We start from the raw sequence: 22,489 nt of genomic DNA, 5'->3' as shown, positions 1-22,489 counted from the left end.
GATCTCCTTATCACCCGTCGCTTTAACGGGTATATCAATGCGTCTGGCTTGCCTTTATACTACCGCGCGTTTGTTTATAAACTGCCCAAATGCCACTAAATGGGAAATCTCCAGTGAAGTTCGTAAAGTATTTATTAATCCTTGCAGTATGTTGCATCCTGCTGGGAGCAGGCTCGATTTATGGCCTTTATCGCTATATCGAGCCGCAATTACCTGACGTCGCGACGCTCAAAGATGTGCGTTTACAGATCCCGATGCAGGTTTACAGCGCTGACGGCGAGCTAATCGCGCAATATGGCGAGAAACGTCGAATCCCGGTCACGCTGGATCAGATGCCGCCGGTAATGGTTAAAGCCTTTATCGCCACAGAAGACAGCCGCTTTTATGAGCACCATGGGGTAGACCCGGTGGGGATCTTCCGTGCGGCCAGCGTCGCATTGTTCTCTGGTCACGCGTCGCAAGGGGCGAGTACCATTACCCAACAGTTGGCGAGAAACTTCTTCCTGAGCCCGGAACGTACGCTGATGCGTAAGATCAAAGAAGTGTTCTTGGCGATCCGCATTGAACAACTGCTGAGTAAAGATGAGATCCTCGAACTGTATCTGAACAAGATCTATCTGGGGTATCGCGCCTATGGCGTGGGTGCTGCCGCGCAGGTCTATTTCGGTAAGACGGTGGATCAACTCAGCTTAAGTGAAATTGCGGTGATTGCCGGTCTGCCAAAAGCGCCGTCAACCTTCAACCCGCTCTATTCGATGGACCGTGCAACCGCGCGACGTAACGTTGTACTGTCGCGTATGTTGAGCGAAAACTACATCACGCAGGCCCAGTACGATCAGGCGCGCGGCGAGGCCATTGACGCTAACTACCACGCGCCGGAAATCGCTTTCTCTGCACCGTATCTGTCTGAAATGGTGCGCCAGGAGATGTATAACCGTTATGGCGAGAAAGCCTATGAAGACGGGTATCGCATCACCACCACCATTACGCGCAAAGTACAGCAGGCAGCTCAGCAGGCAGTACGTAACAACGTGATGGATTACGACATGCGCCACGGCTACCGCGGCCCGTCGAACGTGCTGTGGAAAGTGGGCGAAAGCAGTTGGGACAGCAAGAAAATTACCGATACGCTGAAAGCGCTGCCGACTTATGGCCCCCTGCTGCCGGCGGTTGTTACCAGCGCCAATCCACAGGAAGCCATTGCCGCGCTGGCGGATGGTACATCAGTGTCATTACGGATGGATGGTATGCGCTGGGCGCGTCCTTACCGTTCGGATACTCAACAAGGCCCAACGCCGCGTAAAGTGACTGACGTAGTACAGACTGGCCAGCAAATCTGGGTACGCCAGGTGGGAGATGCCTGGTGGCTGGCGCAAGTGCCGGACGTCAACTCCGCCCTGGTCTCCATCAATCCGCAAAACGGCGCGGTGCTGGCGCTGGTTGGTGGTTTTGACTTCAACCAGAGCAAGTTTAACCGTGCAACCCAGGCGTTACGCCAGGTGGGCTCCAACATCAAGCCATTCCTGTATACCGCCGCAATGGATAAAGGTCTGACGCTGGCGAGCATGCTCAACGACGTGCCAATCTCCCGCTGGGATGCCGGTGCTGGTTCCGACTGGCAGCCGAAGAACTCCCCGCCGCAGTACGCCGGTCCTATCCGCTTACGTCAGGGGCTGGGTCAGTCGAAAAACGTGGTGATGGTACGCGCCATGCGCGCTATGGGCGTGGATTACGCGGCAGAGTATCTGCAACGTTTCGGTTTCCCGGCACAGAACATTGTGCATACCGAGTCACTGGCGCTGGGTTCGGCTTCGTTCACGCCGTTGCAGGTGGCGCGCGGTTACGCGGTGATGTCTAACGGAGGCTTCCTGGTCGATCCGTATTTCATCAGTAAGATCGAAAGCGATATGGGCGGCGTTATCTTCGAAGCGAAGCCAAAAATTGCCTGCCCGGAATGCGATATTCCGGTGATTTACGGCGATACCCAGAAATCTAACGTGCTGGAAAACAGTAACGTAGAAGATGTCGCCGTCTCGCAGGAACAGCAGAATGCCGCCGTGCCTATGCCGCAGCTTGAGCAGGCGAACCAGGCACTGGTCGCGCAAAGCGGAACACAAGAGTACGCTCCGCACGTGATCAACACGCCGCTGGCCTTCCTGATAAAAAGCGCGCTGAACACCAATATCTTTGGTGAACCAGGCTGGATGGGAACCGGTTGGCGCGCAGGTCGCGATTTACAGCGTCATGATATCGGCGGGAAAACCGGGACTACCAACAGCTCTAAAGATGCGTGGTTCTCCGGTTACGGACCAGGGGTAGTAACGTCGGTATGGATCGGCTTTGATGACCATCGCCGCAACCTTGGTCATACAACGGCTTCCGGCGCGATCAAAGACCAAATCTCCGGCTACGAAGGCGGTGCGAAGAGTGCGCAGCCTGCATGGGATGCTTACATGAAATCCGTGCTGGAAGGTGTGCCTGAACAGCCGCTGACGCCACCGCCGGGTATCGTGACGGTCAATATCGATCGCAGCACAGGACAACTGGCGAGCGGTGGCAATAGCCGCGCAGAGTACTTCATTGAAGGCACTCAGCCGACGCAACAGGCGGTGCATGAGGTGGGGACAACCATTATCGATAATGGTGAGACACACGAACTGTTCTGATCGATTGCCGGATGGCGCTTCGCTTATCCGGCCTACAATTTCGGTACAATTATTTGATCTTCCGGAATTTTGTAGGCTGGATAAGGTATCAGTTGGCAATCGTAATTAAAGCCGTCCCTGCCCTTTCAGCCATTCGCGTACGAGGAACAGCGCACTGACATTACGCGCTTCGTGAAAATCAGGGTCTTCCAGCAGGTCCATCAAATGCGCCAGCGGCCAGCGCACCTGCGGTAATGGCTCAGGTTCATCACCCTCCAGCGATTCAGGATATAAGTCCTCTGCCACCACGATGTTCATCTTGCTGGAGAAATAAGATGGCGCCATGCTGAGTTTCTTTAAAAACGTCAGATCTTTTGCGCCAAACCCCACCTCTTCTTTCAGCTCCCGATTCGCCGCCTCAAACACGCTTTCGCCAGGATCGATTAATCCCTTGGAAAAACCCAGTTCGTAGGACTCGGTCCCGACCGCGTATTCGCGAATAAGGATCAGATGGTCGTCAACAATCGGCACAATCATTACCGCTTCACGCGTGGATGGACGCATACGTTCATAAACGCGGCGTACGCCATTGCTGAACTCAAGGTCCACGCTTTCGACCTTAAACAGCCGGGATTGGGCGATGGTTTCCACTTTCAAAATCGTGGGTTTCTGTAATGATTTGCTCATTGTGAGGATCTTTGCTGTGAAATCTGGGGTTATTGTGCGATATACCGCACGGTTTCGGCAATGTGAATTGCCGTTTATTTACATTTATGTAACGTACTAAAAGTTAATCCCTATTTCAAATTAAAAGTCAATAGGTTGAAATAACTCCAGGAATTTGCTGATATTCCATTTTTGGTGATTTTGCTATGATTCGCATTTACTGGGCTGTACTTAAAGATGCTCAAGTTCGACTCCACACTTGCCGATAGCCAACCACAGAATCACGAATATTGAACAGGGTGCGACTGACCACGCCTGACAGACTAAGTAAGATGGGGAAAGCATGAGCACCATTCTGATTTTTTTAGCTGCTTTGCTGGCCTGCTCATTGCTTGCAGGATGGCTACTCAAATCAAAATCCAGGCAGAAAAATTTACCCTTGAGCAGCGTCTTCTCAGACGCCTCGAAACGTAAACTCACACCTGAAGAACGCAGCGCAGTCGAAAACTATCTCGAAAGCCTTAGTCAAATTCAGCAAGTACCCGGTCCCACAGGAGCCAGTGCTGCACCGGTCTCATTAACGTTGAATGCCCAAAGTAATAGCGTCATCGTGCTTACTCGTTCGATTACACGTTACGGCATTACCACCGACGATCCTAACAAATGGCGCTACTATCTTGATTCCGTTGAGGTACATCTTCCCCCTTTCTGGGAACAATACATCAACGACGAAAACAGCGTTGAGATAATCCACACCAATACGATACCGCTGGTTATCTCGTTGAACGGCCATACGCTGCAGGAATATATGCAGGAAGCGCGAGGTTATGCGTTACAGCACACCGCTTCTACCCAGGCGTCCATTCGTGGTGAAGAAAGTGAGCAGATTGAACTGCTGAATATTCGCCAGGAAACCCATGAAGAATATGCGCTCAGCCGCCCTTCGGGATTGCGCGAGGCGTTACTGATAACCGCCTCATTCCTGCTGTTCTTTTTCTGTTTGGTTATCCCGAATACGTTTGTTCCGTGGGCAGTTGGTGGCGCGGTGTTGCTGTTAGCTGCGGGTCTGTGGGGATTGTTCGCCCCGCCGTCCAAAAGCGCCCTGCGGGAAATTCATTGTCTGCGCGGTACGCCACGTCGCTGGGGGTTATTTGGCGAAAACGACCAGGAACAAATTAATAATATCTCGCTGGGTATTATTGATCTGATCTACCCACCTCACTGGCAACCTTACATCGCCCAAGACCTTGGCCAGCAAACGGATATCGATATTTATCTCGATCGCCACGTTGCCCGCCAGGGGCGTTTTTTATCTCTGCACGATGAAGTGAAAAACTTCCCGTTACAGCACTGGCTGCGCAACGCCGTCATCGCAGGCGGCTCGTTACTGGTACTGCTGATGCTGCTGTTTTGGATCCCGCTGGATATGCCAATAAAGGTCACGCTCTCCTGGATGAAGGGCGCGCAAACTATCGAAGCCACCAGCGTTAAACAGCTCGAAAACGCGGGCGTTCGCGTGGGTGACACGCTGCACCTGAGTGGTACGGGTATGTGTAACATTCATACCCAAGGAAGCTGGAATGCGCAGCCTGCCACGCCGTTTATGCCTTTCGATTGCTCGCAAATTATCTGGAATGACGCGCGCGCATTGCCGCTGCCTGAGTCTGACCTGGTGAATAAGGCTACCGCCCTCACGCAGGCAGTGAGCCGTCAGCTGCATCCCAAACCTGACGATGACTCTCGCGTCAGCGCATCGCTACGCTCAGCAATCCAAAAGTCCGGCATGGTATTACTGGACGATTTTGGTGAGATTGTCCTGAAAACGGCCGATCTGTGTGCAGCCAAAGATGAATGTGTGCGCTTAAAAAATGCACTGGTTAACCTCGGTAACAGTAAAGACTGGGCCGCGCTGGTGAAGCGAGCAAACGCAGGCAAACTGGATGGCGTGAACGTGCTGCTGCGTCCGGTAAGCGCAGAGTCACTGGATAATCTGGTAAATACCTCTACGGCACCGTTTATTTCACGCGAGACTGCGCGAGCAGCCCAGGCGCTGAATAGCCCTGCCCCTGGCGGTTTCCTGATTATCAGTGATGAAGGCAGCGATCTGGTCGATCAGCCGTGGCCGACGACCTCGCTATATGACTATCCTCCCCAGGAACAGTGGAACGCCTTCCAGCGCCTGGCACAGATGCTAATGCAGACGCCGTTTCGCGCGGAGGGGATCGTCACCAATATTTCGACTGACGCCAATGGCACCCAGCACATTGGACTGCACCGTATCCCGGATCGTTCAGGATTATGGCGCTACCTTGGCACGACGCTGCTGATGTTCTCCATGCTCGGATGCGCTATCTACAACAGCATACAGGCATTCAGACGCTACCAGCGTCACCGCACCCGCATCGCGGAAATTCAGAGCTACTACGAAAGTTGTCTGAATCCAACACTGATTGACAACCCGGAAAGCCTGATTCGATAACACGCTCGCGCGACAGGATATGCTACCCTGTCGCGCATCATGTTTTCTTCTGGGGAGTTTCCATGCATATCAATATTGCCTGGCAGGATGTCGACACCGTGTTGTTAGATATGGACGGCACGCTGCTCGACCTGGCATTCGATAACTATTTCTGGCAAAAACTGGTGCCGGAAACCTATGGCGCGAAGCAGGGTATCTCTCCTCAGGAAGCTCAGGACTATATTCGTCAGCAGTATCATGCCGTGCAGCATACGCTAAACTGGTACTGCCTGGACTACTGGAGCGAGTGCCTGGATCTGGATATTTGCGCCATGACCACGGAACAGGGACCGCGCGCCGTTTTGCGCGAAGATACCATACCGTTTCTTGATGCCTTAAAAGCCAGCGGCAAGCGCCGTATTTTGCTCACCAACGCGCATCCGCATAATCTGGCGGTGAAGCTTGAGCATACCGGTCTGGCCTCACACCTTGATTTATTACTTTCCACCCACACATTTGGTTATCCCAAAGAGGATCAGCGGTTATGGCACGCTGTGGCTGAAGAAACGGGAATGAGTGCAGAGAAGACGCTGTTTATTGACGACAGCGAACCCATTCTCGACGCCGCTGCTCTGTACGGTATTCGTTACTGCCTCGGCGTGACCAATCCCGACTCCGGCATCGCCGAAAAACAGTACGCACGCCATCCGTCACTGAATGACTACCGCCGACTGATCCCCTCACTGATGTGAAGGAGACGCCATGAAAGAAAAGCCCTCTGCTGAAGTCAGGCTGGATAAATGGCTGTGGGCTGCACGCTTTTACAAAACGCGTGCGCTAGCCCGCGAAATGGTTGAAGGCGGTAAGGTGCACTACAACGGCCAGCGCAGTAAGCCAAGCAAGATTGTCGAGCTGAACGCCACCCTCACCCTTCGCCAGGGAAATGACGAACGAACAGTCATTATCAAGGCCATTACCGAGCAGCGTCGCCCGGCAACGGAAGCCGTTACGCTGTATGAAGAAACCGCGGAAAGCGTGGAAAAACGCGAAAAAATGGCGCTGGCGCGTAAACTTAACGCGTTAACCATGCCGCACCCGGACAGACGACCGGACAAGAAAGAGCGCCGCGACCTGTTACGATTTAAACACGGCGACAGCGAGTGACTGTCACCTGCAAGAGAGATGATTATGCCGCAACATGACCAATTACATCGTTATCTGTTTGAAAACTTTGCCGTGCGCGGCGAGCTGGTGACCGTATCGGAAACCCTGCAACAGATCCTCGAAAATCATACTTACCCGCAACCGGTCAAAAACGTACTGGCTGAGCTGCTGGTTGCCACCAGCCTGCTCACCGCCACGCTGAAATTTGCCGGTGATATCACTGTGCAGTTGCAGGGTGATGGTCCGCTGAGCCTGGCCGTCATCAACGGCAACAACAATCAGCAGATGCGCGGTGTGGCCCGCATGCAGGGTGATATTCCTGAAGATGCCGATCTGAAAACGCTGGTGGGCAACGGTTACCTGGTGATCACCATTACCCCGGAAGAAGGCGAGCGTTATCAAGGCGTGGTCGGTCTGGAAGGTGACACGCTGGCAGCGTGTCTGGAAGATTACTTCATGCGTTCTGAACAGCTGCCGACACGCCTGTTCATCCGCACTGGCGACGTTGATGGCAAACCCGCTGCTGGCGGAATGCTGCTGCAGGTAATGCCGGCGCAAAACGCGCAGGCAGATGATTTCGATCACCTGACAGCCCTGACCGAAACCATCAAAGCCGAAGAGCTGCTGACGCTGCCGGCCAACGAAGTGCTGTGGCGCCTGTACCACGAAGAAGAGGTTACTCTCTACGATCCGCAGGACGTTGAGTTCAAATGCACCTGTTCACGCGAACGCTGCGCGGGCGCACTGAAAACGTTGCCGGACGAAGAAGTGGATAGCATTCTGGCGGAAGAAGGCGAGATCGATATGCACTGCGATTACTGCGGTAGCCACTATCTGTTTAACGCCATGGATATTGCTGAGATCCGCAGCAATGCCTCCCCTGCCGATCCCCAGGTGCATTAATCACTGTCTTGCCTGATGGCACGGCGCTTATCAGGCCTACGGAAAATCTGTCGTAGGCCTGATAAGACGTTCGCGCTGCCATCCGGCAAAAACGATGTCGGCAACACACTCACTCGGTGTAATAAGTCATCGGCAGTCTTTTGCCATCAATAGTGATATCCCGCCAGATTCTGGGGGCTGAGTCCAGTTGCTGATTCGCCACCGCCTGCAGCAATTTATCCTTATTGAATCCTTCAGGTAGCCTGGCAACAGCTAACAAATCCCATTTGTTTTTTTGCACGCCGAAGACCAGACTCTCCCCATCGCCAAAGGCATATAACACCTGCTCAGGATGACCATCCGCATTGAGGTCCTGACTCACCAGTACGCACGCATTCTGCTCAGCACAAGAGGTGATGCGATACCCCTGTGTTTTGACAAACGCCCAGAACGCATCGTCTGGCTTCTGGCTCCCCGGAGCCATCACAACCTTCGATACTAACTGTGTTGCGGTTAGCTCTTTAACCGGATCCCGGCGCCCTTGCAGCAGAGAAATCAAGTCGCGTCTGCGTTTACTGTCTTGATTAAACGCCACATCTTTTTGTAATGCTTCCAACGCTGCGCGCCCCGGTTTTCCACTGTGATCCAACATATACAGGCTGACTTGATCCGGTTTAATTTTCCCGCTGTGATACAGCCTCATATGGCTGTTAACGCTGATGCGCCAGGCATCAATAACCGGCGATGACAGCAGAACCAACAGCCCCAACGCCAGCAACGAAACGCCAAGAATGACCGGCCCCTGAAGCTCAAGTGGATTGCGCCCGCGGCGCAAAATGCTGGCCAGATAGCCAAACGACCATACCAGCAGTACCACGACCACCAGCACGCCATACAAACGCTCAGGCGTCCAACCGTACTGTTGTATTCGCACCCACAGTGACCAACCGGCAATCAGCATATAGATGGGCGCGACAATCAGAGAGCATTTGATCAGGTAGCGTAACGCGCCAGGATAGGGTAACGCCTCTTTTTGCGGTTCGCGCACAATAGCCATCAACAGCAACAGGAGCAGCGTCAGCGTTGACATCAACCCGGCCGCAGACACGCGTTGCGAAATAGCCTCCAGCCCGGTGAAGGGTAAGGTCAGTATGAACATCAGCGCCAACAGCGCGACCAGAGGTAACAGACCGGTGGCGATAAACGTCAGTAATTTTTGTACCGCCGTGACCAGACGCGACTGTGTTCGGGCCAGTACCACTGCCAGTGCGGTAATCAGACCAAAGGCCACATAGCCAAACCAGTCAGTATCAAAGAAGAGCGTGCTGAAGAAGGGAATACCGACCAGCTTAAACATCTCGCTCCATAGAAGGAGCACCAGCCAGAACAAACCGTTGGCGACAAAGACAATCAGCAACGTCAACGCATTAAGCCACAATTGCCGATAAAAATGCGGGTAACGCGCCTGCTCACGAGAGACATGAAGCGAGTACTGAATCCAGGGCAAAGCAAGCATCGCCATCAGCAGTAATCGCCAACCATAGAACATAAAAACTTCATGTTGCCGCCACTTATCACTGTCCTCGACTTGCCACTTTAGCCAGACACTCATCGCCAGCACGACAACAAAGATCAGCGCCATCCAGTACCACAGCGCGCGTTGTTTGAAAGAAACAACAGTAAGTAAAAGAGCCGAGGTGATCGCAATCGTCGCAGGCATGCCATAAAACAGCCAGCCGTCATTATGGGGCACCAGATATGTCATCAGCAGATAGCATAATGTCCCCTGCAACAGGCCGATGAATATCATGCCCCAACGCGTCGTACGTGAAATTTCAGCACTATCCATGTCAGTATCCAGAATGAAGGGAAAAGCTAATTATCGCATCAACTTCACAATTTTGAGCATTGATAGAGCGATTTCAGACCACGACGACGGGAAGTGAATCGATATTGTTTATGTATAGCCCGCATTCATTTCTTACGTGAATGCGATTACACTCACAAGATTCCCGCCAAAAACACTCTCCATTAACGTTTTAAGAACATTTTCCACAACAAAAAAGGGTTTCCTGCCATAATATCTGCCTCTTTGTGACAGGAGTCGCAGCGCATTCGGTCGCCCGTGATTTTCCCGGATGCGTAAATCTATGAGCCTTGTCGCGGTTAACAATCCCTAAAAAACCTTACTATTCCAGGTAATACATATTGGCTAAGGAGCAGTGAAATGCGTGTGAACAACAGTTTAACCCCGCAAGATCTCAAGGCTTATGGTATCAATGACGTTCAGGATATCGTTTACAATCCAGACTACGACACGCTTTTCCAGGAAGAACTTGATCCAAACCTGGAAGGTTATGAACGTGGCGTGTTAACGAATCTGGGCGCCGTTGCCGTTGATACCGGTATCTTTACCGGACGTTCGCCAAAGGATAAGTACATTGTCCGTGACGACACCACGCGCGACACGCTGTGGTGGTCCGACAAAGGTAAAGGTAAGAACGACAACAAACCGCTCTCCCCGGAAACCTGGCAGCATCTGAAAGGATTAGTCACCCAGCAACTTTCCGGCAAGCGCCTGTTTATCATTGATGCTTTCTGCGGCGCTAACGCCGATACCCGTCTTTCCGTGCGCTTCATTACCGAAGTTGCCTGGCAGGCGCATTTTGTCAAAAACATGTTCATCCGCCCAAGCGACGAAGAGCTGGTTGATTTCAAACCTGATTTCATCGTGATGAACGGCGCTAAATGCACCAACCCGCAGTGGAAAGAGCAGGGTCTGAACTCCGAAAACTTCGTGGCTTTCAACCTGACTGAGCGTATCCAGTTGATTGGTGGTACCTGGTACGGCGGCGAAATGAAGAAAGGTATGTTCTCCGTAATGAACTACCTGCTGCCGCTGAAAGGCATTGCCTCCATGCACTGCTCAGCAAACGTTGGGGAAAAAGGCGATGTGGCAGTCTTCTTTGGCCTGTCCGGCACCGGTAAAACCACGCTGTCCACCGACCCGAAACGTCGCCTGATTGGCGATGACGAACACGGCTGGGATGACGACGGTGTGTTTAACTTCGAAGGCGGTTGCTACGCGAAGACCATCAAACTGTCTAAAGATGCCGAGCCGGAAATCTACAACGCGATCCGTCGTGACGCGCTGCTGGAAAACGTCACCGTGCGCGAAGATGGTTCCATCGATTTCGATGATGGTTCAAAAACTGAGAACACACGCGTTTCCTACCCGATTTATCACATCGATAATATCGTTAAGCCGGTGTCAAAAGCGGGCCATGCTACCAAAGTGATCTTCCTGACCGCCGACGCATTTGGCGTGCTGCCGCCGGTTTCTCGCCTGACCGCAGACCAAACACAGTACCACTTCCTGTCTGGCTTCACCGCCAAACTGGCCGGTACCGAACGCGGCGTCACCGAACCGACCCCAACCTTCTCAGCCTGCTTCGGCGCAGCATTCCTGTCTCTGCACCCAACGCAGTACGCAGAAGTGCTGGTGAAACGTATGCAGGCGGCAGGTGCGCAGGCGTATCTGGTTAACACCGGCTGGAACGGTACCGGCAAGCGTATCTCTATCAAAGATACCCGTGCGATTATCGACGCCATCCTGAACGGTTCGCTGGATGACGCGGAAACGTTCCGTCTGCCAATGTTTGACCTGGCTATCCCGACCGAGCTGCCGGGTGTGGACACTCGCATTCTCGATCCGCGTAATACCTACGCATCTCCGGAGCAGTGGCAGGAAAAAGCCAATGCACTGGCGAAACTGTTTATCGAGAACTTCGAGAAATATACCGACACCCCTGCAGGTGAAGCGCTGGTTAGCGCCGGACCGAAGCTGTAATATTTGATTCGTTATATAGCCCCTTATCCAAGAGGATAAGGGGTTTTTTATTGTGTCTATCTTTTAAAATGTACTCCGTACACCTATAATCTGTACTATCAACCCCATGCGCAGGACGCGCTATGTTCACATTTATTGAGCTACAAGGATTTAGTAAACGCCGTCCGTTACTTTTGCCTGACGATGAGTTTCGCGCCTTTCAAGAGACGCTTATAGAGAACCCTGAGGCTGGAGATACTATCGCTGGTACAGGTGGATTCAGAAAAATTCGCTGGAGCCGCTCTGGTATGGGCAAACGCAGCGGTATTAGGGTTATTTATTACAACGTGACGCGCAAAGGTCGAATCTATCTCGCTTTGCTCTATCCTAAAAATGAACAGGATGATTTAACCGAAGAGCAAAAAAGAGTTTTAATGCACTTATCCAATATGCTGATTTAATCATGGGAATTTTAATCATCAGGACACCGCTATCCGGTGTGGTGAGGCCAAAATGAAAGACGAATTATTTGCCGATTTGCTGGCCAGTGCAGAAGAAATGGTGCGTATAGAGAAAGGTGAAGAAACACCTAAGCCTGAACATGTACATACCTTTAGCGAAATTGATGTTAAAGCCATCCGCGAAGCAACAGGGTTACGCCAACAGGATTTTGCCATCGCCGTTGGCGTGAGTTATGACCTGGTTAAAAGCTGGGAAACGAAACGACGCCAGCCCACAGGAGCACCCAGAAAACTGCTTTTATTAATTCAAAGAAATCCTTTTATAATTAATCAATTAAAAGCAATTTAAGTCCGTTATTTTACGGCCTATCCCGCAAACAAAAAGGGAGGCATTTCGCCTCTCTTTGTTATGCGTCTTTCGTGTTGCCCGGCGCGCGAGTGAAGGGAACCGGAAGCCATGCACGAATCGACAACCCACCGCGTTCACTGGTACCAATCTCCAGCATACCGTTATGGTTATCAATAATACGCTGCACAATCGCCAGACCCAGGCCCGTGCCGCTGGTACTGCGCGCGCTGTCGCCGCGGACAAACGGCTGGAACAGGTGCTTACGCTGCTCCGGCTTGATGCCCGGACCATCATCTTCTACCTGGAACCAGGCGCGATGCTGCTCCATTCCGCTACTGACCTTAATCCAGCCGTTGCCGTAGCGGGCGGCGTTAACCACCATATTGGCAACCGCACGCTTGATCGACAGCGGGTGCATCTTCACCTGAATGCTGCCCGGCAGCAGCGCAGTTTCGATTTCACGTTCGTAGCCGCTTTCTGCCGCCACCACTTCACCCAGCACCGAGTTCAGATCTGCCATCTCCATTGGCATCTCCTGACCGGTACGCAGGTAATCGATGAACTGCTCGATGATGGCGTTACACTCTTCGATGTCCTTATTGATGGACTCCGCAAGATAACCGTCCTCTTCGCCCATCATTTCCGTCGCCAGACGAATACGCGTCAGCGGGGTACGTAAATCGTGGCTCACGCCCGCCATTAACAGCGTACGGTCATCGGCCAGCTGCTTCACGCCCGCGGCCATATGGTTAAAGGCTCGGGTTACGGAGCGCACCTCTGAAGCGCCATACTCACGCAACGGCGGCGGAATGATACCTTTCCCCACCTGCAGCGCCGCATGTTCAAGATCCACCAATGGCCGGTTCTGGATACGGATAAACAGCCACGCCCCACCGATAGCCAGCAGCATAATCGCCAGCGTATAACGGAACAGCGGCGAGAAGTCACCCTGATGAATTTCTGTAAGCGGCACGCGTACCCAGATATTGGGCGACAGCCAGGTTTTCAGCCACACGACCGGCGAGCTTTTGTTTACCTCAACGCGGACTTCCGTTGGGCCACCCAGCTGCTGCGCCATCTGATGGCTTAAGAATTCATAGTGTTGCGCCCAACGCAGTCCGGCCTCTTCAGCAGCCTCGTTGGAATAGAGAGAAATACCCAGCTCACGATAAATTTCCCGGCGGAATGCGGGCGGCACCACCAGTTGCGTACCGTCCTCCAGCTGCAGTTTATCGGTCATCAGCATACGAACTTCGTACGCCAGGACCTTATTAAACTGCTGGAGGCTCGGCAGAATCGCGAAGTTCAGCACTACCAGGTATGTCGTCACCAGGCTGGCAAACAGCAAGGTGACGATGAGCAATAACGTGCGGGCAAACGAACTTCGTGGTGAGAAGCGCATTCGCCTCATGCTTTAGAACCGTCCGGAACAAAGACATAGCCCAGACCCCATACGGTCTGAATGTAGCGTGGATGAGCCGGATCTTCTTCCACCATGCGGCGCAGACGGGAGATCTGGACGTCGATAGAACGTTCCATCGCAGAATATTCACGACCACGGGCGAGGTTCATCAGCTTGTCGCGGGACAGCGGCTCGCGCGGGTGGCTTACCAGCGCTTTCAGAACCGCAAACTCCCCACTGGTGAGCGGCATCGGCTCATCTTCGCGGAACATTTCACGCGTACCAAGGTTCAGCTTGAACTTACCAAAAGCGATAACCGCTTCTTCCTGAGAAGGTGCGCCCGGCAGTTCATTCGCCTGACGACGCAGAACTGCACGAATACGTGCCAGCAGCTCACGCGGGTTAAACGGTTTCGGGATGTAATCGTCGGCGCCGATTTCCAGCCCTACGATACGGTCAACTTCTTCACCCTTCGCTGTGACCATAATGATCGGCATCGGGTTGCTCTGGCTGCGCAGGCGACGGCAAATAGACAGGCCGTCTTCTCCCGGCAGCATTAAATCCAGCACCATCAGGTGAAAGGACTCACGGGTCAGCAGACGATCCATCTGCTCAGCGTTTGCGACGCTTCGAACCTGGAAGCCCTGCTCGGTCAGATAACGCTCCAGAAGCGCACGCAAGCGCATGTCGTCATCGACCACCAGAATCTTATAGTTCTCTTGCATTGTTATTACTCCCAAAGGTTCGCAACAATTAAGTGTATATTCTTAAGAAAGCTAACGTGAGTCACCAGCGAATTCTGGTATGAATTCCAGGCTAAATTGTTACAAAGCATATTAAACAGCAGCTTAAGTATACAATGTTTCTCGCAATACATTATTTATTCTGTTGATATGCTCACGTAATACTAATTGTGCGCATCATCACAGAGTCGAAGGTAAAACAATAAGATGAAAACGCCCCTGATAACCCGTGAAGGGTATGAAAAACTTAAACAAGAGCTGAATTATCTCTGGCGTGAAGAGCGCCCGGAAGTCACCAAAAAAGTTACCTGGGCCGCAAGTCTGGGTGACCGCAGCGAAAATGCCGACTACCAGTATAATAAAAAGCGCCTGCGTGAGATCGACCGCCGCGTCCGTTATTTGACCAAGTGCATGGAGAATCTAAAAATCGTCGATTACTCCCCACAGCAGGAAGGCAAAGTCTTCTTTGGCGCATGGGTTGAGATTGAAAATGACGATGGCGACATCCGCAAATTCCGTATTGTTGGCTACGATGAGATCTTCGGTCGTAAAGATTACATCTCAATCGACTCACCAATGGCGCGGGCGCTATTGAAAAAAGAGGTCGGCGATCTCGCAGTAGTAAACACCCCAGGTGGCGAAGCCAGCTGGTACGTGAATGAGATTGAATACGTGAAGTGAGACCGGAACAATCCGAAGCCCCGGCAGATGGCTGGCATTTTTGCCAGTCAATCCGTATAACTATCCCCTGATTTTTTATCCTATAGACGAAGCTATCCATGATGAATGATTCTTTCTGCCGCATTATCGCAGGTGAAATTCAGGCTCGTGCTGAACAGGTAGAAGCTGCCGTTCGCCTGCTTGACGAAGGGAACACCGTGCCGTTTATCGCACGATATCGTAAGGAAATCACCGGCGGTCTGGACGATACGCAACTGCGTAATCTGGAAACCCGTCTGGGATATCTGCGTGAACTGGAAGACCGCCGTCAGGCAATCCTGAAATCTATCGGCGAGCAAGGCAAACTGACCGACGATCTGGCGAAAGCGATCAACGGCACGTTAAGTAAGACCGAACTCGAAGACCTCTATCTGCCGTACAAACCTAAGCGCCGCACCCGTGGGCAGATCGCCATTGAGGCCGGACTGGAGCCGCTGGCAGACCTGCTGTGGAACGAACCGTCTCACGACCCGGAAACGGAAGCCGCAAAATATCTCAACGCCGAAAACGGCGTGGCGGATACCAAAGCCGCCCTCGACGGCGCGCGCTACATTCTAATGGAGCGCTTCGCTGAAGACGCTGCTCTGCTGGCGAAAGTACGTGATTATTTGTGGAAAAACGCCCACCTGGTCGCCACCGTGGTAAGCGGTAAAGAAGAGGAAGGCGCTAAGTTCCGCGACTACTTTGATCACCACGAACCGATTTCTACCGTGCCATCCCACCGTGCGCTGGCCATGTTCCGTGGCCGTAACGAAGGCGTGTTGCAACTTTCACTGAATGCCGATCCGCAATTCGATGAGCCACCAAAAGAGAGCCATGGCGAGCAGATTATCCGGGATCACCTGGGACTACGCCTGAACAATGCCCCAGCAGACAGCTGGCGTAAAGGCGTGGTTAGCTGGACCTGGCGCATCAAGGTGCTGATGCACCTCGAAACGGAGCTGATGGGTACCGTGCGCGAACGTGCGGAAGATGAAGCTATCAACGTCTTTGCCCGTAACCTGCATGACCTGCTGATGGCCGCTCCGGCCGGGCTGCGCGCCACCATGGGCCTCGATCCAGGTCTGCGTACCGGTGTAAAAGTGGCAGTGGTTGACGGTACCGGCAAGCTGGTCGCGACCGACACCATTTATCCGCATACCGGTCAGGCCGCCAAAGCCGCCGTTGCCGTTGCGGCGCTGTGTGAAAAACACAACGTTGAACTGGTGGCGATTGGTAACGGTACGGCGTCGCGCGAAACCGAGCGTTTCTTCCTCGACGTGCAAAAGCAGTTCCCGCAAGTGACCGCGCAGAAAGTGATCGTCAGTGAAGCCGGCGCGTCGGTTTACTCCGCATCCGAACTGGCGGCGCTGGAGTTCCCGGACCTCGACGTATCTCTGCGTGGCGCGGTGTCTATCGCCCGTCGTCTGCAGGATCCACTGGCTGAGCTGGTGAAAATCGATCCGAAATCTATCGGCGTGGGCCAGTATCAGCACGACGTAAGCCAGACTCAGTTGGCGCGTAAGCTGGATGCGGTGGTGGAAGACTGCGTGAACGCCGTCGGCGTCGATCTGAATACCGCCTCCGTACCGCTGCTGACCCGTGTTGCTGGTCTGACGCGCATGATGGCGCAGAATATCGTTGCCTGGCGCGATGAGAACGGTCAATTCCAGAACCGTCAGCAACTGTTAAAAGTCAGCCGTCTTGGGCCTAAAGCCTTTGAACAGTGCGCGGGCTTCCTGCGTATCAACCACGGCGATAACCCGCTGGATGCCTCAACCGTTCACCCGGAAGCTTATCCGGTTGTGGAACGCATTCTGGCCGCCACCGAGCAATCGTTGCGTGACCTGATGGGTAACAGCAGCGAACTGCGTAATCTGAAAGCCGCTGATTTTACCGACGAACGCTTCGGGGTGCCGACCGTCACCGACATCATCAAAGAGCTGGAAAAGCCGGGCCGCGATCCGCGTCCTGAATTTAAAACCGCGCAGTTTGCCGATGGTGTAGAAACCATGAACGATCTGCTGCCGGGAATGATTCTGGAAGGGGCAGTCACCAACGTCACCAACTTCGGCGCGTTTGTTGATATCGGCGTTCATCAGGATGGTCTGGTGCATATCTCTTCGCTGTCGAATAAGTTCGTCGAAGATCCGCACACCGTGGTGAAAGCAGGCGACATTGTGAAGGTGAAAGTGCTGGAAGTGGACCTGCAACGTAAGCGTATCGCGCTGACCATGCGTCTGGACGAGCAGCCGGGTGAAACTAATGCGCGTCGCGGCGGCGGGAATAACGATCGCGCTCAGGGTAATCGCCCGACGCCAAAAGCCGCGAAACCGCGTGGCCGTGACGCACAGCCTGCGGGCAACAGCGCGATGATGGATGCGCTGGCTGCGGCAATGGGTAAAAAACGCTAAGTTTAAACCCTGTGCCGGATGGTGGTGTAAACGCCCTGTCCGGCCAGGTTATCGCAATTAATTTGCAGGCCGGATAAGACGCATGAGCGTCGTCATCCGGCATATTTAATCTATGCCCCGCGTTGCACCACAATATATTTATCACTTCATTAACAGATGAAACCTTAATTAAACATTAAGATCCCCAATAATTACTTCCGCGAATCACTCGTTTCCAACCAGAATAAATATTGAGGAATATCAAAATTGGCTCAAATTATTATCCAATTGTACATTCCGTCACATTTATTCTATTGATGATAGAAACCATTCTCATTATCATTGATTTGTTGATTATTTACTCTTTCCTTACGTTGGCTAATCATCTGGTCTCATGCCGCCCTGTCGCCCCATGAGGTAATCATCCAGTTAGCGAGATATAAGTAGGTCCCTATGCAATTCACTCCTGACAGTGCGTGGAAAATTACCGGTTTTGCCCGTGAAATCAGCCCGGCTTATCGTCAGAAACTGTTGTCACTTGGCATGCTACCCGGCTCATCCTTCAACGTGGTACGCGTCGCCCCGCTCGGCGATCCTATCCATATCGAAACGCGTCGCGTAAGTCTGGTATTGCGTAAGAAGGATCTGGCGTTATTAGAAGTGGAAGCGGTTTCCTGTTAATACAGTGAGTCTATAAAAATGAAAAAACTAACCATTGGTTTAATTGGTAATCCTAATTCCGGCAAGACAACCTTATTCAACTAGCTCACCGGCGCGCGCCAGCGTGTAGGCAACTGGGCTGGCGTTACCGTTGAACGTAAAGAAGGCCATTTCGCCACGACGGACCACCAGGTCACGCTGGTCGATTTACCCGGCACCTATTCTCTGACGACAATCTCATCCCAAACCTCTCTCGATGAGCAGATTGCCTGCCACTATATTTTAAGCGGCGACGCGGATCTCTTGATCAACGTGGTTGATGCTTCAAACCTTGAGCGCAACCTCTACCTGACGTTGCAACTGCTTGAGCTGGGCATCCCCTGCATCGTCGCGCTGAACATGCTGGATATTGCTGAAAAGCAGCAAATCCGTATCGATATCGACGCCCTCTCCGCTCGTCTTGGCTGCCCGGTGGTTCCGCTGGTTTCCACCCGCGCTCGCGGCATTGAAGCGCTGAAGCTGGCGATCGATCGCTACAAAGAGAACGACACCGTCGAGCTGGTCCATTATGCCCAGCCGCTGCTGCAAGAAGCTGATTCCCTCGCCGACGCAATGGCCAAAGATATGCCGCTTAAACAGCGCCGCTGGCTAGGCCTGCAGATGCTCGAAGGCGATATCTACAGCCGTGCTTACGCCGGTGATGCTGCACAAAACCTTGATGCCGCTGTTGCTCGCCTGAGTGAGACAATGGACGACCCGGCGCTACATATTGCCGATGCACGTTACCAGTGCATTGCCGCTATCTGCGATACCGTCAGTAATACCCTGACGGCAGAGCCGAGCCGTTTCACCACCGCGGTAGATAAAATTATCCTCAACCGCTTCCTCGGTCTGCCGATTTTCCTGTTCGTGATGTACCTGATGTTCCTGCTTGCCATCAACATTGGCGGCGCGCTGCAGCCGTTGTTTGATGTTGGCTCCGTGGCACTCTTTATCCATGGTATTCAGTGGATTGGCTATACGCTGCATTTCCCGGACTGGCTGACCATCTTCCTGGCCCAGGGCCTTGGCGGCGGGATTAACACCGTGCTGCCGCTGGTACCGCAAATCGGCATGATGTACCTGTTCCTCTCCTTCCTTGAAGACTCCGGCTACATGGCGCGCGCCGCGTTTGTGATGGACCGTTTGATGCAGGCGCTGGGACTGCCGGGCAAATCGTTTGTCCCGCTGATCGTCGGCTTTGGCTGTAACGTACCGTCTGTAATGGGCGCACGTACGCTGGATGCCCCGCGTGAGCGTTTGATGACCATCATGATGGCGCCGTTTATGTCCTGTGGCGCACGTCTGGCGATTTTCGCCGTCTTTGCCGCCGCGTTCTTTGGTCAGAACGGCGCGCTGGCGGTCTTCTCGCTGTACGTACTGGGTATCGTCATGGCGGTGTTGACCGGCCTGATGCTCAAACACACCATCATGCGTGGCGAAGCAACGCCGTTCGTGATGGAGCTGCCGGTATATCACGTGCCGCACATTAAGAGTCTGATCATTCAAACCTGGCAACGTCTGAAAGGCTTCGTTCTGCGTGCAGGTAAAGTCATCATCATCGTCAGCATTTTCCTCAGTGCGTTTAACAGCTTCTCACTGAGCGGGAAAATCGTCGACAACATCAACGACTCTGCTCTGGCCTCCGTGAGCCGCGTCATTACCCCAGTCTTCAAACCGATTGGTGTTCACGAAGATAATTGGCAGGCAACCGTAGGTCTGTTCACCGGCGCGATGGCGAAAGAAGTGGTTGTCGGTACGCTGAACACGCTCTATACCGCAGAAAACATTCAGGAAGAAGAGTTCAACCCGGCAGATTTCCACCTCGGTGATGAGCTGCTCAGCGCGGTAGATGAAACCTGGCAAAGCCTGAAAGACACTTTCAGCCTGAGCGTGCTGGCTAACCCTATCGAAGCCAGCAAGGGCGACGGTGAAATGGCTACCGGTGCAATGGGCGTGATGGGCGAGAAATTTGGCAGCGCCGCCGCCGCGTACAGCTACCTGATCTTTGTTCTGCTGTATGTACCGTGCATTTCAGTGATGGGCGCTATCGCACGTGAATCCAGCCGTGGCTGGATGAGCTTCTCGATTCTGTGGGGCCTGAATATCGCCTACTCTCTGTCGACGCTGTTTTATCAGACGGTCAGCTACAAAGAGCACCCGACCTACAGCCTGGTGTGCATTTTAGCGGTCATCCTGTTTAACATCGTGCTGCTGGGCCTGCTGCGTCGAGCTCGCAGCCGCGTGGACCTCGCACTGCTGGCAACCAACAGGACGGCGAGTTCCTGCTGTTCCAGCACGACTGGCGATTGCCACTAAGGTTATCGACAATGGCATCGCTTATTCAGGTTCGTGATTTACTGGCTTTGCGGGGGCGCATGGAGGCGACACAAATTAGCCACACGCTGCATACCCCGCAGCCCATGATTGACGCCATGCTGAATCAGTTAGAAAAGATGGGCAAAGCGGTGCGGATTCAGGAAGATGCCGACGGGTGTCTTTCCGGAAGCTGCAAAAGTTGCCCGGAAGGTAAAGCCTGCCTGCGCGAGTGGTGGGCTTTACGCTAATCAGATGCTCTTTGCCGGATGGCGCTACGCTTATCCGGCTTTTTTGCGTAATGGATTCCACACAGATTTCATTATTTCAGCAAAAAAGATCTATCCTCCAGCCAGCCACGCATCGTTATTAATTCGTGGATGATTACTGGTAACCTGGGAAGTAGAGTCTCGTCATCTTTTTTCTCAGGTATAGCACCGCGTTTCCACTGATCGATATCACCGTTGTGCCCGATGACGAGATTATGCAGCATCGCCGGATGGCGCTGTTGGAGCTCATCCAAAAGCATATTCGTAAACGCGATTTGATGGGGCTGGTAGAAAAACTGGCCATCCTGCTTGTTAAAGGACACGCTAATGACAACCAGTTGAAAGCCTTGTTTAATTATTTAATGCAGGCCGGTAACACCACACATTTTGGCGAGTTTCTTCATGAAGTCGCCGAACGTTTACCCCAACATAAGGACAAGTTGATGACTATCGCCGAAAGATTACGACAGGAAGGGCACCTAAATGGTCTTCAGGAAGGCCATAGGAAAGGGTTGCAAGAAGGGTTACAAACGGGTCTGCAACAAGGCAAACGAGAGGAAGCATTACGTATTGCATCAACTATGCAGGCTGATGGTATAGACCCACTAACCATCTTCAGAATTACTGGCCTGACCGCTGAGGATCTGGCTACGCGCAGCCATTAATCTCAGGCCCGGCGAGCATGGCACCACCGGGCAACACATCAAATTTATAGTTTCTGTTTTAACGCCACAAGCGCTGCACAGAATTCAGCGGGATGCGAGATAAACGGCGCATGCGCCGCTTTGGCAAACACCAAAGACTCGCTCTGCGGCCACAGGGCATCCAGCATCGGGACGACTTTGCGCGGCACCAGCCCGTCAAGATAGCCGTACAACCGCAGGAAAGGCATTTCCACCGCGCACAGCGGTTCTCGCAGATCGACCGTTTTCAGGATCTCCAGCCCACCATTGAGCACCTCGACGTCCGGCATGGGTAAAGCCAGTACCGTTTTCTTCAGCGCTCGCGCATCCTGACGCGCAGTTTCTGTGCCCATCGTTTGCAATGCCAGAAAACGCTCCACCGTACGCTGGAAATCTTCGCTCAGCTGCTGCTGGAAGCCTGCCAGCACCTCTGGCTTGATTCCCGGCCACTCATCCCGCGCGCTAAAGCAAGGAGAAGACGCGACGGTCACCAGCGCCTGAACACGCTCAGGATGCGTTAACGCCACCTGACTCGCGACCAGCCCGCCCAGACTCCAGCCGAGCCAGATAGCTTTCTCCGGTGCCTGTTTCAATACCCGCTCAGCCATCTCTTCCAGTGACATTGCACCGAAACCCTGGCTACGACCAAATCCCGGTAAGTCGACAAGATGCAGCGTAAAATGCGAACTCAGTTCCTCGCTTATGCAATGCCACACTTGCGCATTCAGTCCCCATCCGTGCAGCAGCACAAGATGGTAATTTCCCGAACCCTGGGTCTGCCACCAGATGTCATTCATCAGTTATTGTTCTCTTTTAGCCTGAAAGGATGCA

Annotated in this window: 17 protein-coding genes and 2 pseudogenes; 14 read left to right on the top strand and 5 right to left on the bottom strand. The window is 53.0% G+C overall.

The window, feature by feature from the left end; all coding sequences use genetic code 11:
* The first annotated feature begins 113 nt into the window (after positions 1-113).
* On the top strand, positions 114-2,666 hold the full coding sequence (gene mrcA, locus OGY68_RS04680) for a peptidoglycan glycosyltransferase/peptidoglycan DD-transpeptidase MrcA (protein ID WP_003827669.1): 2,553 nt from the start codon (positions 114-116) through the stop codon (positions 2,664-2,666).
* Positions 2,667-2,771: 105 nt separating this feature from the next.
* On the opposite strand, the gene nudE is transcribed toward mrcA, so the two are convergent.
* On the bottom strand, positions 2,772-3,332 hold the full coding sequence (gene nudE / locus OGY68_RS04675; RefSeq protein ID WP_048236942.1) for an ADP compounds hydrolase NudE: 561 nt from the start codon (positions 3,330-3,332) through the stop codon (positions 2,772-2,774).
* Between the two features lie 322 nt (positions 3,333-3,654).
* Here nudE and igaA point away from each other — a divergent pair, with 322 nt between their 5' ends.
* The 4 genes from igaA (at position 3,655) to hslO (ending at position 7,836) form a co-directional block, all read left to right on the top strand.
* Positions 3,655-5,790: an intracellular growth attenuator protein IgaA gene (gene igaA, locus OGY68_RS04670; RefSeq protein WP_032945218.1), complete on the top strand. Its 2,136-nt coding sequence runs from the start codon at positions 3,655-3,657 to the stop codon at positions 5,788-5,790.
* Between the two features lie 62 nt (positions 5,791-5,852).
* Positions 5,853-6,521 carry a GMP/IMP nucleotidase gene (yrfG, locus tag OGY68_RS04665; protein WP_057067155.1) on the top strand — a complete coding sequence of 223 codons (669 nt, stop codon included), beginning with the start codon at positions 5,853-5,855 and terminating at the stop codon, positions 6,519-6,521.
* Positions 6,522-6,531: 10 nt separating this feature from the next.
* Positions 6,532-6,933 (top strand): ribosome-associated heat shock protein Hsp15, encoded by a 402-nt coding sequence (hslR, locus tag OGY68_RS04660; RefSeq protein WP_003837900.1) that lies wholly within the window; start codon positions 6,532-6,534, stop codon positions 6,931-6,933.
* Positions 6,934-6,957: 24 nt separating this feature from the next.
* Positions 6,958-7,836: an Hsp33 family molecular chaperone HslO gene (gene hslO, locus OGY68_RS04655; RefSeq protein WP_003023531.1), complete on the top strand. Its 879-nt coding sequence runs from the start codon at positions 6,958-6,960 to the stop codon at positions 7,834-7,836.
* Positions 7,837-7,945: 109 nt separating this feature from the next.
* Here hslO and OGY68_RS04650 read toward each other — a convergent pair whose 3' ends face one another.
* Complete coding sequence (locus OGY68_RS04650; protein ID WP_286616859.1) at positions 7,946-9,664, bottom strand: DUF4153 domain-containing protein; 1,719 nt, start codon at positions 9,662-9,664, stop codon at positions 7,946-7,948.
* Between the two features lie 378 nt (positions 9,665-10,042).
* On the opposite strand from OGY68_RS04650, the gene pckA reads away from it, so the two are divergent.
* The 3 genes from pckA to nadS all read left to right on the top strand — a co-directional run bounded on the left by pckA (position 10,043) and on the right by nadS (position 12,454).
* Complete coding sequence (gene pckA, locus OGY68_RS04645) at positions 10,043-11,665, top strand: phosphoenolpyruvate carboxykinase (ATP) (protein WP_003023529.1); 1,623 nt, start codon at positions 10,043-10,045, stop codon at positions 11,663-11,665.
* 122 nt (positions 11,666-11,787) lie between these two features.
* Entirely contained in the window at positions 11,788-12,105 is a 318-nt protein-coding gene (locus OGY68_RS04640; protein ID WP_047408175.1) for a type II toxin-antitoxin system RelE/ParE family toxin, read from the top strand.
* 52 nt (positions 12,106-12,157) lie between these two features.
* Entirely contained in the window at positions 12,158-12,454 is a 297-nt protein-coding gene (gene nadS, locus OGY68_RS04635) for a NadS family protein (protein WP_048236945.1), read from the top strand.
* A gap of 58 nt (positions 12,455-12,512) precedes the next feature.
* Here the strand turns inward: nadS and envZ are convergent, their stop codons facing one another.
* Positions 12,513-13,865 carry a two-component system sensor histidine kinase EnvZ gene (gene envZ, locus OGY68_RS04630; protein WP_003827658.1) on the bottom strand — a complete coding sequence of 451 codons (1,353 nt, stop codon included), beginning with the start codon at positions 13,863-13,865 and terminating at the stop codon, positions 12,513-12,515.
* On the bottom strand, positions 13,862-14,581 hold the full coding sequence (gene ompR / locus OGY68_RS04625; protein WP_001157751.1) for an osmolarity response regulator transcription factor OmpR: 720 nt from the start codon (positions 14,579-14,581) through the stop codon (positions 13,862-13,864). Before ompR ends, envZ begins: the two co-directional genes overlap by 4 nt.
* A 225-nt stretch (positions 14,582-14,806) precedes the next feature.
* On the opposite strand from ompR, the gene greB reads away from it, so the two are divergent.
* The 6 genes and pseudogenes from greB to OGY68_RS04595 all read left to right on the top strand — a co-directional run.
* Positions 14,807-15,280 (top strand): transcription elongation factor GreB, encoded by a 474-nt coding sequence (greB, locus tag OGY68_RS04620; RefSeq protein WP_003023524.1) that lies wholly within the window; start codon positions 14,807-14,809, stop codon positions 15,278-15,280.
* A 98-nt stretch (positions 15,281-15,378) separates the two neighbouring features.
* The gene (locus OGY68_RS04615) at positions 15,379-17,712 is read left to right on the top strand and encodes a Tex family protein (RefSeq protein WP_057067157.1); all 2,334 of its coding nucleotides are present in this window, start codon (positions 15,379-15,381) and stop codon (positions 17,710-17,712) included.
* Positions 17,713-18,144: 432 nt separating this feature from the next.
* Positions 18,145-18,372 (top strand): ferrous iron transporter A, encoded by a 228-nt coding sequence (gene feoA / locus OGY68_RS04610; protein ID WP_003023519.1) that lies wholly within the window; start codon positions 18,145-18,147, stop codon positions 18,370-18,372.
* Positions 18,373-18,390: 18 nt separating this feature from the next.
* Positions 18,391-20,709 (top strand): annotated as a pseudogene (gene feoB / locus OGY68_RS04605) (Fe(2+) transporter permease subunit FeoB).
* Positions 20,710-20,720: 11 nt separating this feature from the next.
* On the top strand, positions 20,721-20,957 hold the full coding sequence (gene feoC / locus OGY68_RS04600) for a [Fe-S]-dependent transcriptional repressor FeoC (RefSeq protein ID WP_003023516.1): 237 nt from the start codon (positions 20,721-20,723) through the stop codon (positions 20,955-20,957).
* A 179-nt stretch (positions 20,958-21,136) separates the two neighbouring features.
* Positions 21,137-21,640: pseudogene (locus tag OGY68_RS04595) on the top strand (Rpn family recombination-promoting nuclease/putative transposase); the annotation flags it as partial.
* Between the two features lie 44 nt (positions 21,641-21,684).
* Here the strand turns inward: OGY68_RS04595 and bioH are convergent.
* On the bottom strand, positions 21,685-22,455 hold the full coding sequence (gene bioH, locus OGY68_RS04590; protein WP_057067158.1) for a pimeloyl-ACP methyl ester esterase BioH: 771 nt from the start codon (positions 22,453-22,455) through the stop codon (positions 21,685-21,687).
* Between the last annotated feature and the right edge of the window lie 34 nt (positions 22,456-22,489).

Source organism: Citrobacter sp. Cpo065 (genome assembly GCF_030332805.1).
Taxonomy (GTDB): Bacteria; Pseudomonadota; Gammaproteobacteria; order Enterobacterales; family Enterobacteriaceae; genus Citrobacter; species Citrobacter portucalensis.
The sequence above is the reverse complement of the archived record's forward strand: the minus strand, read 5'-3'. Positions and strand labels throughout refer to the sequence as shown.